Source organism: Streptomyces sp. NPDC015661, assembly GCF_043077765.1.
Lineage (GTDB): Bacteria > Actinomycetota > Actinomycetes > Streptomycetales > Streptomycetaceae > Streptomyces.
Window position 1 is genome coordinate 200,878 of record NZ_JBIBST010000012.1, and the last position, 12,524, is coordinate 213,401.

At 73.7% G+C, this 12,524-nt stretch carries 12 protein-coding genes and 1 pseudogene; 3 read left to right on the top strand and 10 right to left on the bottom strand.

Going from position 1 to position 12,524, the window contains the following annotated elements; translation table 11 throughout:
• A pseudogene (locus ACF07V_RS30380) lies at positions 1–426 on the bottom strand (Toxic cation resistance protein); the annotation flags it as partial.
• Positions 427–683: 257 nt separating this feature from the next.
• Between ACF07V_RS30380 and ACF07V_RS30385 the strand changes: the two are divergent.
• Positions 684–2,747 carry a PhoX family protein gene (locus ACF07V_RS30385; RefSeq protein WP_392158880.1) on the top strand — a complete coding sequence of 688 codons (2,064 nt, stop codon included), beginning with the start codon at positions 684–686 and terminating at the stop codon, positions 2,745–2,747.
• 12 nt (positions 2,748–2,759) lie between these two features.
• Here the strand turns inward: ACF07V_RS30385 and ACF07V_RS30390 are convergent, their stop codons facing one another.
• The 7 genes from ACF07V_RS30390 to ACF07V_RS30420 form a co-directional block, all read right to left on the bottom strand.
• A complete protein-coding gene (locus tag ACF07V_RS30390) occupies positions 2,760–3,749 on the bottom strand; it encodes a hypothetical protein (RefSeq protein WP_392158881.1) in 990 nt (329 codons plus the stop codon).
• A 55-nt stretch (positions 3,750–3,804) separates the two neighbouring features.
• Positions 3,805–5,280 carry an APC family permease gene (locus tag ACF07V_RS30395; RefSeq protein ID WP_392158882.1) on the bottom strand — a complete coding sequence of 492 codons (1,476 nt, stop codon included), beginning with the start codon at positions 5,278–5,280 and terminating at the stop codon, positions 3,805–3,807.
• Between the two features lie 218 nt (positions 5,281–5,498).
• A complete protein-coding gene (locus tag ACF07V_RS30400) occupies positions 5,499–7,451 on the bottom strand; it encodes an FUSC family protein (RefSeq protein WP_392158883.1) in 1,953 nt (650 codons plus the stop codon).
• A 223-nt stretch (positions 7,452–7,674) separates the two neighbouring features.
• Positions 7,675–7,917, bottom strand: coding sequence for a DUF2630 family protein (locus ACF07V_RS30405; RefSeq protein WP_392158884.1), 243 nt, complete (start codon positions 7,915–7,917; stop codon positions 7,675–7,677).
• Positions 7,918–8,064: 147 nt separating this feature from the next.
• Positions 8,065–8,493 carry a hypothetical protein gene (locus tag ACF07V_RS30410; protein WP_392158885.1) on the bottom strand — a complete coding sequence of 143 codons (429 nt, stop codon included), beginning with the start codon at positions 8,491–8,493 and terminating at the stop codon, positions 8,065–8,067.
• Positions 8,494–8,504: 11 nt separating this feature from the next.
• A complete protein-coding gene (locus ACF07V_RS30415) occupies positions 8,505–8,942 on the bottom strand; it encodes a hypothetical protein (protein ID WP_392158886.1) in 438 nt (145 codons plus the stop codon).
• Between the two features lie 37 nt (positions 8,943–8,979).
• Positions 8,980–9,753, bottom strand: a complete 774-nt coding sequence (locus ACF07V_RS30420; RefSeq protein ID WP_392158887.1) for an alpha/beta fold hydrolase — start codon at positions 9,751–9,753, stop codon at positions 8,980–8,982.
• A 77-nt stretch (positions 9,754–9,830) separates the two neighbouring features.
• Here ACF07V_RS30420 and ACF07V_RS30425 point away from each other — a divergent pair, with 77 nt between their 5' ends.
• Together ACF07V_RS30425 and ACF07V_RS30430 are read left to right on the top strand one after the other, a co-directional pair.
• Positions 9,831–11,162 carry a PLP-dependent aminotransferase family protein gene (locus tag ACF07V_RS30425; RefSeq protein WP_392158888.1) on the top strand — a complete coding sequence of 444 codons (1,332 nt, stop codon included), beginning with the start codon at positions 9,831–9,833 and terminating at the stop codon, positions 11,160–11,162.
• 87 nt (positions 11,163–11,249) lie between these two features.
• A complete protein-coding gene (locus ACF07V_RS30430; protein WP_392158889.1) occupies positions 11,250–11,654 on the top strand; it encodes a hypothetical protein in 405 nt (134 codons plus the stop codon).
• Between the two features lie 45 nt (positions 11,655–11,699).
• Here the strand turns inward: ACF07V_RS30430 and ACF07V_RS30435 are convergent, their stop codons facing one another.
• Positions 11,700–12,074, bottom strand: a complete 375-nt coding sequence (locus ACF07V_RS30435; RefSeq protein ID WP_392158890.1) for a VOC family protein — start codon at positions 12,072–12,074, stop codon at positions 11,700–11,702.
• A gap of 2 nt (positions 12,075–12,076) precedes the next feature.
• Complete coding sequence (locus tag ACF07V_RS30440; protein WP_392158891.1) at positions 12,077–12,514, bottom strand: universal stress protein; 438 nt, start codon at positions 12,512–12,514, stop codon at positions 12,077–12,079.
• Positions 12,515–12,524: the final 10 nt, after the last annotated feature.

Genomic DNA, 12,524 nt, shown 5'->3' on the forward strand with positions numbered 1-12,524 from the left:
CGTGGCCTCGGCCTGCGGCTCGTCCGCGGCGTCCGCCTCCGGCTTCGCCGGCTCGGCGGCCGTTTCGGCGGTGGGCTCCGCCGTCTCCTGCTCCTCCGGAGCGGCTTCGGGCGCGTCCGTGTCCACCGCGACGGCGGCCTCCGCCGCAACCGGCTCCGGCTCCGCCGCGACGGCGGGCGGTTCGGTGGCCGGAGCCGCACCCTCCGCCGGCTCCCCCGCGCCCGCGTCCGCGTCCGCCGTCCTCGCCTTCGGGATCTGCGGGTTGTCGAACGCCGCCGCCACCAGGTCGTCCGCCGCGCGGCGCGCCGCCGCTTCCGGGGTCGCGGGGGCCTCCGGGGTCTCACGCGTCTGGGGCGGGACGGAGGTTGCCGGGGATTCCTCACGGTCCCGGCCGAAGACCTTGCGCAGCATGCTCCGAATACCCATGAGCGAACCCTTTCGCATGAGTGGGGTGCAGTGTGAATGTCCGTACTGGGCGTTTCGGGACGTTCATCCCTGGCCAGGGCGGACACGTAAGGTTAGCGGCCACCCCCTCCCCCTCCGGTGACCCGGTCGCCCCCGGATGCCGTGCATTCATTCGGCGTTCACTCCGCTGCCGTCCCCGTGCAGATCTACGCACATAGCGTCGCCGCCGAAGTGATCCGACACCATGTCGGCGCAGTCGTGCGCCGGAGGAGGACGAAGTGCGCAAACTGCTGCCGCTGCTGAGCACGAACCCCCACGGAGGCGGCCGTTCCGCTCTCACCTGCCGGTTCCGCTGTGGTGACGCCTGCTTCCACGAGGTGCCCAACACCAGCGACAACGAGTACGTCGGCGACGTCATAGCCGGCGCCCTCTCCCGCCGTTCCGCCCTCCGCGCCGCCGCCGTCGTGACCGTCGCCTCCGCCGTCGGCGGGGCCGTCACCCTCGGGAACGCCCCCGCGGCCGAGGCGAGCCCGCTGAGCCCGCAGGGCGCGCAGTCCACCGACGGCGCCCGCGGCCTGCGCTTCGCGCCCGTCGCGCCCAACACCGACGACCGGGTCACCGTCCCCGCCGGGTACGAGCAGAACGTGGTCATCCGCTGGGGCGAGCCCATCCTCCGCGGCGCGCCCGCCTTCGACTCCGAGAACCAGACCGCCGCCGCCCAGGCCGGTCAGTTCGGCTACAACAACGACTTCCTCTCCCTCCTGCCGCTGCGCCACGAGCCGCACCGCCAGGTCCTCGTCGCCAACCACGAGTACACCGACGAGGTGCTGATGTTCCGGGGGTACGACCCCGAGAACCCGACCCGCGAGCAGGTCGAGATCGCCTGGGCCGCGCACGGCCTCGGTGTCGTCGTGGTCCAGGAGGAGCACCGCACCGGCAAGCTGACGGCCGTCACCCGGCACCGGCTCAACCGCCGTCTGACCGCCACCAGCGAGTTCGAGCTCACCGGGCCGGTCGCCGGCAGCGACCTCGTCAGGACGTCCGCCGACCCGGACGGCCGCACCGTCCTCGGCACGCTCAACAACTGCTCCGGCGGCACCACCCCCTGGGGCACCACGCTCCACGGCGAGGAGAACTTCAACCAGTACTTCGCCAACGGCTCCTCCGCCACGGACAAGCGGTACGGCATCGGCACCGGCGCCACCGAGCGCAAGTGGGAGCGGTTCGACAAGCGCTTCGACCTCAAGCAGGAGCCGAACGAGTCGCACCGCTTCGGCTGGGTCGTCGAGCTCGACCCGTACGACCCCGAGTCCACCCCCCGCAAGCGCACCGCCCTCGGCCGCTTCAAGCACGAGGCCGCGCAGCCCCGGCTCACCGAGGACGGCCGTCCGGTCGTCTACATGGGTGACGACGAGCGGTTCGACTACCTCTACAAGTTCGTCTCCTCGAAGCGGATGAAGAAGGGCAGCTCCCGCGCCGCCCACGAGCACAACCTCACCCTCCTCGACGAGGGCACCCTCTACGTCGCCAGGTTCACCGGCGACTCGCCCGCCGCGGAGATCGACGGCACCGGCAAGCTCCCGAACGACGGCGAGTTCGACGGCTCCGGCGTCTGGATCCCGCTGGCCACGGCCGGTCCCGACGGTGCCGTCTCGCACGTGCCCGGCATGACCGCCGAGGAGGTGTACGTCTTCTCCCGCCTCGCCGGTGACAAGGTCGGCGCCACCAAGATGGACCGTCCCGAGGACGTCGAGCCCTCGCCGCGCAGCGGCCGCGTCTACGTCGCGCTCACCAACAACTCCAAGCGCGGCACCACGGGCAACGCCCCCGCCGACGAGGCCAACCCGCGCAACGTCAACAAGCACGGCCACGTCCTGGAGCTCTCCGAGCACTGGGACGACCCGTCCTCCGACGGCTTCGCCTGGCGGCTGTTCCTCGTCGCGGGCGACCCCACGGACCCGGCCACCTACTTCGCCGGCTTCCCCAAGGAGAAGGTCTCCCCGATCTCCTGCCCCGACAACGTCGCCTTCGACCCGCACGGCAACCTGTGGATCTCCACGGACGGCAACCAGCTCGGCTCGCACGACGGCCTGTTCGGCGTCGCGACGCGCGGCGAGCGGCGCGGCGAGCTCAAGCAGTTCCTGACCGTGCCGACCGGCGCCGAGACCTGCGGCCCGCTCGTCCAGGACCGCCGCGTCCTGGTCGCCGTGCAGCACCCGGGCGAGATCGACGGCGCCTCCGTCGAGAAGCCCGCCTCCGTCTGGCCCGACGGGCCCGGCAAGATCGTCCGCCCGGCCGTCGTCTCCGTGTGGCGCACGGACGGGCGCGACATCGGCGTCTGAGGCCTGAGCTGATCAGCTCACGTCGAGGCCGTCCCTGAAGCGGACGAACTGCTCCTCGGGATCCCCGGTGTACGCCCACGGCACCCATGCCGCGCGCGTCCCGAGCATCCCGAGGAGCTCTCGCGCTATCTCCACCTGTCCCGCGTAACAGGCCGCGTGTGCCAGGAAGTTGAGGTCGGCGACCTCCTCCGGTGCCACTGGTTGCCCCGGTTCGCGCCCGCCGATCCAGCGCGCGTGCGTGCGGCGCAGCTCCGTCACCGCCAGCTCGTGCTTCCAGTGCTGGTCGAAGCCGCGGACCGGGCCCCGGCCCAGCGCCCCGTCCGCGATGTACCGGTACTCCTCGACCCGGGCCACCTGGACCAGCACCGGCAGCGGGGAGCCGGGCGGTGCCACGCCCGCCGCGTCACGGGCGAAGTCGTACATGCTGCCGTGCGTGCCGTGCCACCGCGCCGACCAGTAGCGCAGCACCTGGATGTGGCCCTCGGTGTTGTACGGGTCCCGGCGCCGCAACTCGTCGAACCAGTGCCGCAGTTCGCGGCGCGGCACCCCGCCCTCGTAGAGGCGTGCCACCGACAGCAGGGACACCCACGGCATCGGGTCGGCCGGTGCGGCCTCGGCGGCGCCCCGGCAGGCGTCGACGGCGGCGTCGATCCGGCCCCGTTCCATGGTGGCGCCCCGCCCGGCGGCGATGGCCGCGTCGAAGACCCGTACCACCTCGGTCGCCGCCCGCAGCACGGCCGCGTCGGGGTTGCCCGGTTCGGCGGCCCGCCAGGTCTCGACGGTGGAGCTGCCGGCGGCGGCGTGCGACAGCAGCCGCAGCCGGTGCGTGCGGCGGGCCCAGTCCGTACCGGTCGCGGCGAGCAGGTCCCGTACGCCCTGCCAGCGGCCGATGACGATGTCGTGGCGCGCCTCGGTCAGCGCCCGGTCCCCGAAGTCCGGGTCGAAGTCGGGTACGAAGCGCTCCGGGCGCCCCGCGCGCGCGTTGCGGCGGCGTACGGCCATCGTGGGCCTCCTTCGGGTTCGGCTGCCGTCAGAATCGCTGCACCCGCGGGTGCGGTCAGAAGTCCGTCGCGTAGCTCTTGTCTCGGGTTCCGGTACGGGGGCGCGTGGCCGGGGCCGAGCCCTCCGCCGCCTCCAGGGCGCGGACGGCGTCCAGGCGGGCCGGGCTGTAGTAGTCGCTGCCCTTGCGCCAGTACACGAGCAGCGGGACGACGCCGAGGAACAGTCCGCCGAGGCCGATCGTGACGGCGGTCGTGGAGAGGACGCTGATCGACTCGACGAAGGCCCACAGCATGAACGCCGAGCCGAGCAGCGGCCACAGGCCGCCGAGGAGCAGGTTCCGTACGGAGCGGAACAGGACCGACTTGTACGCGACGACGGCGGCGATGCCCGCGAGGCCGTAGTAGAAGGCGATCTGGAGGCCGATCGCGGCGACGGCGTCGCTGAGGATGCGCTGGACGGATCCGGCGGCCGCGGCCGCGCAGAACATCAGGAGGGCGGCGCCGCCGACGGTGGCGATCGCGACCCACGGGGTGTTCCAGCGGCGGTGGACGAGGCCGAGGGAGGCGGGCAGGGTCCGGTCGCGGCCCATCGCGAAGAGGGAGCGGGTGACCTGGAGGAGGGTGGTCTCCAGGGTGGCGACGGTCGACAGGAGGACGGCGACGACGAGCAGTTTGCCGCCGACGCCGGGCCAGATCTCCTGGCCGAGGACGGCGAGCACGTTGGGTCCGGCGGCGCGGATCTCCTCGGCGCTCAGCAGGACGTTGACGGCGACGGTGAAGGCCTCGAAGAGGAGGAAGACGAAGCCGACGCCGACGAGCGCGGCGAGTCCGGCGGTGCGGCGGCTGTTCCGGGTCTCCTCGCTGAGGTTGCTGGTGACGTCCCAGCCCCAGTAGTAGAACGCGGCGATCAGCGCCCCGGCGGCGAAGGTGCCGGCCCCGTCGAAGTGGTCGAGGGCGAACCAGGACCAGTCGAAGGCGGTGGCCCGGCCCCGGTGCGCGACGGCGGCGAGCACGAAGACGAGCAGGATCAGCATCTCCAGGCCGGACATCACGAGCTGCGCCCGTACGGTGAGCCGGGCGCCGCCGAGGACGACGAGCAGCATCATCAGGAACCAGCCGGCGCCGACGGCCGCCGCGAGCGGGGTGTTCTCGGCGAGGTCCGGGTCGAACAGGGAGAGCGTGAGGGATCCGGCGGGCAGCGAACCCGCCACCATGAACACGGTGGCGGCGAAGACGAGCGCCCAGCCGGAGAGGAAGCCGAGGAAGGGGTGGAGGGTGCGGCCCACCCAGGAGTAGCCGGCGCCGGCGTTGACGTCGATGCGGCCGAGGCGGGCGTACGCGAGGACGATGCCGAGCATCGGTATCGCGCAGTACAGCAGGGAGGCGGGTCCGGCGAGGCCGACCGCGCCGAAGAGCACGGCGGTGGTCGCGGCCAGCGAATAGGCGGGGGCGCTGCCGGCGACCGCCATCACGATCGTGTCGAAGGTGCCGAGGACGTTGGGCTGGAGCCCTCTGTTCGTGGTGGTGCGCATGGGCGGGTCCTCGGGGGCGCGGGAGCTGAGGCAGGACGTGGCAGGGCGGTGGCAGGGCGAAGTGGCCGGTCCGCCGGGCCGGTTGCCGACGGCGGCGGGCGCGGATCACGGTGAATCGAGCGCATCGTAGTCGCCCGAGTGGCTTCCGGTAACGGCGGTGGGGAGGGTTCCGTTCCGTGACCGCCGGTAAGTCCTGCCGTACGCCCCCGGAGGGAGGTTTATCGCAGGTCGGGACCGGCGATGGCGCGGGCCGCGCCGACCTCCTGGCGGAGGGGTGCGAGGACTCCGTTCTCGTCGCCGGGGAGCTCCGTGCGGACCTCCACGAGGGTGTCGGTGCCGCGCAGTCCGTCCGCGAGCTCCCGCAACTCCCGCTCCACGGCGGCGACCTCCGCCGGGTCGGGTGCGGGGGCGCCGTGGTTGACCCGGATCCGGGCGGCGGTCGTCGCGTCCACGATCCGCTCCACGGCCACGACGAGCGGCCACCAGGCGGCGGCGCGGGTGCCGGTGGGAGGCGGTTCGGTCAGGGCCCGCTGGAACTCGGAGCGGACGGTGGACAGATCGCGGTAGAGCTTCCGCCGGGCCCGCAGCCGGCCGCCCTGGTCGGTGTCGCCGGCGAAGGCCCGCGCCACGTACGCGGCGGTGTCGGCGACCGCGTCCGCGAGCCGGTCCCCGATCCGGGCGTGCCAGGACTCCGGCCAGAGCAGATAGCCGGCGACCAGTGCGATCCCGCAGCCGATGAGCGAGTCGTACAGGCGCGGCATGACGAGGTCGAAGCCCTGGTGGTTGAGGACGTCGGAGAGGAGCAGGATGACCGGGGTGATGGCCGCGGTCTGGAAGACGTACCCCTTCGCGGAGGAGGCGGGGATCAGCGCCGCGAGCACGATCATGACCGGCACGTCCCACCAGCCGCGCGGCACCTCGGAGAGCACGAGCGCGGCGAGGACGAGTCCGGCGGCGGTGCCGGCGGCGCGGAGCACGGCCCGGGAGAACACCGAGCCGAAGTCGGGCTTCATGACGAAGGTGACGGTGAGCGCGACCCAGTACGAGCGGGGCACCGGGATCAGGGAGACGAAGGCCTGCGCGATGCCGATGCAGAGCGCGAGCCGCAGGCCGTACCGCCAGGACGCCTCGGAGAGCAGGACGGCGCGGACGGCCCGGCGGGCGCGGACCCGGAGCGCGGCGGGGCGCCCGAGGCGGTCGTCGACGTTGTACGGGTCGGGGTCGGCCTGGTGGACGACGGCCGCCGCGTGCCGCAGGGCGTGGTCCACGGCCTTCTCGGCGGGCCGCTCGGGGGTCGGCAGATCGAGTACGGGCGCCCCGGTGCGGCCCTCCTCCACGGAGTCGGCGAGCTCCCGCACCGCCGCCGGGATCGCGGGGGACAGCGGCCCGAAGAGCTGGGCCCGCAGCTGGGCGGCGGGGGCGGCCTCGACGAGCGGGATGAGGACGTTGAGCTGGGCGAGGATCCGCACCTGGGCGGGGGCGCGGCCGTGCTGGCGGGCGCGGCGGGCGAGGAGCAGGTCGTAGGACTGGTTGAGGGAGGCGGTGACGGCCTGCCGTTTCTCGTCGTACGAGCCGGTGCCGGTGGCCTCGTACAGCTCGGCGACGGCGCGGTAGGTGGCGGCGACGGCCTCCCGCTCGGGCGCGGCGCGGCGCATGGGCCAGCCGAGGAGGGTGAGGGCGAGGACCTCGACCCCGCCGAGGGTGAGGAGGAGCGGCGCCTTCCACCAGGGGTCGGGCATGGGGAGGCCGGCGCCGACGACGGCGTTGAGGAGCAGGAGGAGGCCGGAGACGGAGGCGACGGCGCCGATCGAGGAGATCATCCCGGAGATCAGGGCGACGAGGGTGAGGACGGCGACGGCGACCCATCCCTCGCCGAAGACGAGGGTCCCGAGGGTCACCCCGAGGGCGCCGAACAGCTGCGGCACGGCGATGTTGTAGACCCGCATGCGGTAGGCGTCCGCGGTGTCGCCGATGACGCCGGAGAGGGCGCCCATGGAGACGAGCGCGCCGTACGCGGCATGGTCCGTCGCGAGGCCGACGGCGAGCGGCGCCGACAGCGCGACGGAGGCGCGGACGGCGGCGGCCCAGGGGATGGGGGTGGGCGCGGGCCGGAGACCTGCGGTCAGCCAGGGGGGCGGGGTGATCCGTACGGGCCCTGCGGGACGTGCCATGCGACCAACGTACGACCCGTTGCGGGCCTACGTTCCGCTGGGCCGGGCCCACCCGCCCCCGTTGTGGGCGCTGGTCCCGCCGGGGCGGTGCCCACACGGGCGGTGGGTGGGGTGCGGGGCGGTTGCCCACACGGGGGGTGGGTGGGGTGCGGGGCGGTCGCCCGCACGGCGGGGTGCGGGACGCATGGCCGCGCGGGGGCGGGCGGGTTGCCCGCGCGCCGCGTCAGTTGCGGTAGGACTCGACCTCTGCCGCCGGGCGGAGGGCCGCCTCGTCCGGGTCCTCGCCGAACTCGGCCTTCGCCCGCCGCTGCCGCAGCAGGTCCCAGCACTGGTCGAGCCGTACCTCCAGGTCGGCGAGGCGGGCGCGTTCCCCGGGGGCGAGGCCGCCGGTGCCCGCGCGCTCCCGAAGGGCGCGTTCCTCCTCGACGAGGGCGCCGATGTCGTCCAGGATCTCCTCGTTTTCCATGCCTTCCAGCGTGGCGGATCAGCGCCCGCCCCGCAGGTCGAGACCGGCGAGGACGGCTGAGGTCGTCGCCGGGCAGCCCCGCGGCCCCTCCGGTCCGGGCGGTGGGGCTGCGCCCGGGCCGGAGGGGCCGCGGTGGGTTCGGGCGCCTCAGTGGCGCAGGGCCTGCGCGATCTCCGCCTTGGTCGCGCCGGAGAGCGTCCGGTTGCTGCGTGCCGTGCCGGTCTTGGACGTGCCGGCTTCGACGCCGTCGATGTTCAGGACGACGGCGTCGAGCAGATTGCCGTCTCCGTCACGGAAGTTGACCATGATCGTGTAGTCGGCCGTCTTGTCCTTGGGGTTGGTCGCGGTGATCTCCGCGACCGTGCGGTCCCCGTCGGTGCTCGTCGGTCCTGCCTTGACGTCGCCGCCGGCGTTCACGCCGTCCTTGACCTCGTTCATCTTCTCCTGGGCGGCCGAGGCGACGGCCGCGGTGGCGGAGGAGACGATCTCGCCGGCCTTGTCCGAGGCGGCGTCGCAGCCGGTCAGGGGGATGAGGAGGGCGGCGGTGGCGAGTGCGGCTCCGGTGGTGCGTCGCATCTGCCCGCCCCTCAGAACGTCTCGCCGCGGCCGTACGCGTCGTCCGTGGCGAGTGCCCAGATCACGAAGATCGAGACGGCCATGGAGAAGAGCGCCCACCACGGCTGGTAGGGCAGGAAGAGGAACTGGAAGAGGATGTTGAGGGAGGCCAGGGAGATACCGGCGATCCGGCCCCACTCGGCGCCCTTGAGGATCCCGAAGCCGGCGATGGCGACGATGATGCCGAGGATCAGGTGGATCCAGCCCCAGGTGGTGAGGTTGAACTTGAAGACGTAGTCGCCGACGCGGGTGTAGATGTCGTCCTCGGCGATGCCTGCGATGCCCTGGAAGATGTCCATGAAGCCGGTGACCAGCATGAGGACGCCGGCGAAGAGGGTGCCGCCGGCGGCCCAGGCGCCGGAGGTGCTCTGCTGGGTGCCCGACGGGCGGGGTGCGGTGTTCTGGCTCATGGCCCCATCGTGGGAGCGTTCGTACGATTCCGAACTTTCAACTGGGCCGAACGAGTGAGCGGAGGAAGGTGTCGAGGGCCGCGTCGAACTCCTCGGGCCGCTCCAGGTTCGGCAGGTGCGCGGCCCGTTCGATCACGGTGAGCGTGGAGTGGGGGAGCAGGGCGTGCATCTCCTCCGCGTCCGCCACCGGGGTGTACGTGTCGTCCCGGCCGACGACGACGAGCGCGGGGACCGCGACCGTGGTGAGCGTCTCGCGGTAGTCGGGGCGTTCGGCGCGGCCGCGCAGGGCGGCGGCCGCGGCGGCCGGGTCGGTGGCGCACATCATGCGGTGGACGTGCGGTGCGGCGTGCGTGTTGTACGGGGCGACCATCCGGTCCAGCACCTCGTCGGCGTATCCGCGCATGCCCTCCCGCAGGAGCCGGTCGGCCATGGCGTTCCGGGCCTTCTTGCCGTCCTCGGTCTCGGCGGCGGGGAAGGTGTCGGCGAGGACGAGGCCCCGGACCCGCTCGGGGTGGCGGCGGACGAGTTCCATGGCGATCTGGCCGCCCATGGAGAGTCCGGCGACGACGCACTCCTCGATGCGGAGTTCGTCGAGGAGCGCGGTGAGGTCCTCGGCGAAGTCGCCGAGTCCGGTGGCACCGGTGGTCGGGCCGAGCGGGGTGGCGCCGTAACCCCGCAGGTCGGGGGCGACGACGCGGTGGGTGCGGGAGAAGCGGTCGATCTGCGGCTGCCACATCGTGTGGTCGAAGGGGTGGCCGTGGACGAGGAGGAGAGCGGGGCCGGTGCCCCGGTCCTCGTGGAAGGTGGGCATGACGGCAGGCTAGGCAGCCGCAACTCCTCGGTGCAATAAGATCTTTGCTCTCGGTGCAATGAGGGAGGGGGCCCGCTGTGGACGAGTACCGCAGGATCGCGGACCGCGTCGAGGCGGCCGTACGGGACGGGCGGCTGCGCCCCGGCGACCGGCTGCCGCCGCAGCGGGTCTTCGCCCGCCGCCACGGGATCGCGAACTCGACGGCGATCCGCGTGTACGGGGAGCTGGCCCGCCGCGGCCTGGTCGTCGGCGAGGTCGGCCGCGGCACCTTCGTCCGGGCCGCGCCCCCGCTGCCCGGGCCCGCGCTCGCCGAGGCGACCGGCGCCGCGCCCGTCGACCTCCAGCTCAACTACCCGGCGGCCGAAGGCCAGTCGGAGCTGATGGCCCGCGCGCTCGCGGCGCTCGCCCGGCCCGACGTGCTCGCCGAGGCGGTGTCCCGGCCGGCCGCCGCGAGCGGTACGGCCGGAGCCCGGGAGGCGGCCGTGACCGTGCTCGCCCGGCCCGGCTGGGCCCCGGACCCCGACGGCGTCCTCTTCGCCGGGAACGGCCGCCAGGCCATCGCCGCCGCGCTCTCCGCCCTCGTACCGCCCGGCGGCCGCCTCGGCGTCGAAGCACTCACGTACCCCCTGGTCAAAGCGGTCGCGGAACGCCTCGGGATCCGGCTGGTGCCGCTCGCCCTGGACGGAGAAGGGGTACGGCCGGAGGCCCTGGAGGCCGCCCACCGGGCCGCTCCCCTCTCCGCGGTCTACCTCCAGCCCACCCTCCACAACCCGCTCTCCACGACCACCGGGGAAGGGCGGCGGGCCGTACTCGCCGAACTGCTCCGGCGCCTGGACCTGACGGCCGTCGAGGACACCACCTGGGCCTTCCTCCTCCCCGGCGCGCCCGCGCCGCTCGCCGCCCACGCCCCCGAGCGGGTCCTCCTCGTCGACAGCCTCTCCAAGCGGCTCGCCCCCGGACTGACCGTCGGCTACCTCGTGGTGCCCTCGCGGCTCCGTACGGCCGTCGCCGACGCCCTCCGCTCCGGCGCCTGGACGGCCGGCGGGCTCGCGCTCGCCGCCGCCACACGCTGGACCGGTGACGGGACGGTCGCCGAGGCGGTGGCGCTCAAGCGGGCGGACACCGAGGCGCGGCACGCCCTGGTGCGGCGCCGCCTCGCGGGCGGGACCCTCCGCACCTCCCCGCACGCCTACTACTGCTGGTGGGAGCTGCCCGCGCCCTGGCGCGCGGAGACCTTCACGGCGGCGGCCGCCGCACGCGCGGGCGTGGCCGTCACCCCCGGCAGCGCCTTCGCGGTCGGCCGCGCCGCCGCGCCCGACGCCGTCCGGCTCGGCCTCGCGTCACCGCCGGTCGCGGTCCTGGACGAGGCCCTGGTCCGGCTGGCCGAGGTGGCCGCCGAAGGTCCGTGATCCACTTGCGGGGCGCGGGGCGCGGGTGTGCCCTGGAGGGTGCGGGAACCCGGAACCAGGGGGGTCGGACACGAAGGAGCTCCTGCCATGGCCGCACACGCAGCGGTGCCCGTCCGGCGCTCATTCAGCACGCACGGCTGGGCCCTCCCGGCGACGACCGGCATCCTGTACGGCCTGTACGCGCCGGTGATCGTCCGAGACGGAGGCGCGCTCAGCTGGGGACAGTTCTGGCTGGGCCTGATCTCCGCCGTCGTCGTCGCCGTCGGGATGTACGCCCTCCGGCGCTACGGCCACCACCTGGCCCGCGAACTGCGGGGCGCCGCCTGGGGCGCCTACGCCGGCATCGCGATCGGCTTCCTGTTCAGCCTCTCGGGCGCGAGCATCTACTCGTCGGTGCTGCTGGGGCTGATCGTGGGGGCGATCGCGGGCGGCTCGGCGTTCTACCTCTTCTACACGCACGAGGACGCGACGGGTCACCCGGCGCCGTACTGACGCCGTCGTATCGGTCGGGGCCCCGAGCGGGGCCCCGGCCTTTGCCTACGCCGCCCCCCGAGGCGTCGTCTGCTGCACCGCCCACCGGTTGCCGTCCGGGTCCTGGAAGTGGACGAAGGAGCCCCACGGCTGGTCGGAGATGTCGCTCACCTCGATCCCCCGCGCCGTCAGGTCCGCGTGGGCCTCCTCGATGTCGGTGACGACGACCTGCATGTTGTCCAGCGAGCCGGGGGCCATCGCGGTGATGCCCTTGCCCAGGGCGATCGAGCAGGCGGAGCCGGGCGGGGTGAGCTGGACGAAGCGGATGTCCTCGCTGACCGTGACGTCGTGGTCGGCGTGGAAGCCGACCTGTTCGTAGAAGGCCTTGGCCCGGTCGATGTCGGTGACGGGGACGCCGATCAGCTCCAGTTTGATGTCCATGGTCAGGACCGCACCTCGCCCCGTACGACCACGACCGGGCACGGCGCGTGCTGGGTGACGTGGGAGGAGACCGAGCCGAGGGCGGCCGCCTTGAACCCGCTGTAGCCGCGGTCGCCGACGACGAGGAGGCTCGCGCCGGCCGCCGCGTCGATGAGGGCCTGAGTGGCGTTGGCGCCGACCACCGTACGGGTGACGGCGGCGGCCTCCTCGGGTGTGAGGGTGGCGTCCACCGCTTGGTCGAGGATCCGCTGGGAGAGCTCCTCGGGGTCGTACTGGAGCGGAACGCCCGGCATCACCGACGCCCAGACCGCCGGGTAGTCCCAGCTGATCACCGCCTGGAGCGGGTCCCCGGTGAGGGCGGCCTGTGCGGCCGCCCACTTCAGCGCCTTCAGGGAAGGCTCCGATCCGTCCACGCCCACCACGATCCTGCCGCCGGCCATCGCCGACCTC

Bases quoted from the DNA above. Each gene is read 5' to 3' on its own strand.
- ACF07V_RS30405 (WP_392158884.1), bottom strand. From the start codon at position 7,917: ATGGAAAACGAGGAGATCCTGGACGACATCGGCGCCCTCGTCGAGGAG.
- ACF07V_RS30440 (WP_392158891.1), bottom strand. From the start codon at position 12,514: ATGGCCGGCGGCAGGATCGTGGTGGGCGTGGACGGATCGGAGCCTTCC.
- ACF07V_RS30395 (WP_392158882.1), bottom strand. From the start codon at position 5,280: ATGCGCACCACCACGAACAGAGGGCTCCAGCCCAACGTCCTCGGCACC.
- ACF07V_RS30410 (WP_392158885.1), bottom strand. From the start codon at position 8,493: ATGCGACGCACCACCGGAGCCGCACTCGCCACCGCCGCCCTCCTCATC.
- ACF07V_RS30435 (WP_392158890.1), bottom strand. From the start codon at position 12,074: ATGGACATCAAACTGGAGCTGATCGGCGTCCCCGTCACCGACATCGAC.
- ACF07V_RS30415 (WP_392158886.1), bottom strand. From the start codon at position 8,942: ATGAGCCAGAACACCGCACCCCGCCCGTCGGGCACCCAGCAGAGCACC.
- ACF07V_RS30390 (WP_392158881.1), bottom strand. From the start codon at position 3,749: ATGGCCGTACGCCGCCGCAACGCGCGCGCGGGGCGCCCGGAGCGCTTC.
- ACF07V_RS30420 (WP_392158887.1), bottom strand. From the start codon at position 9,753: ATGCCCACCTTCCACGAGGACCGGGGCACCGGCCCCGCTCTCCTCCTC.
- ACF07V_RS30430 (WP_392158889.1), top strand. From the start codon at position 11,250: ATGGCCGCACACGCAGCGGTGCCCGTCCGGCGCTCATTCAGCACGCAC.
- ACF07V_RS30400 (WP_392158883.1), bottom strand. From the start codon at position 7,451: ATGGCACGTCCCGCAGGGCCCGTACGGATCACCCCGCCCCCCTGGCTG.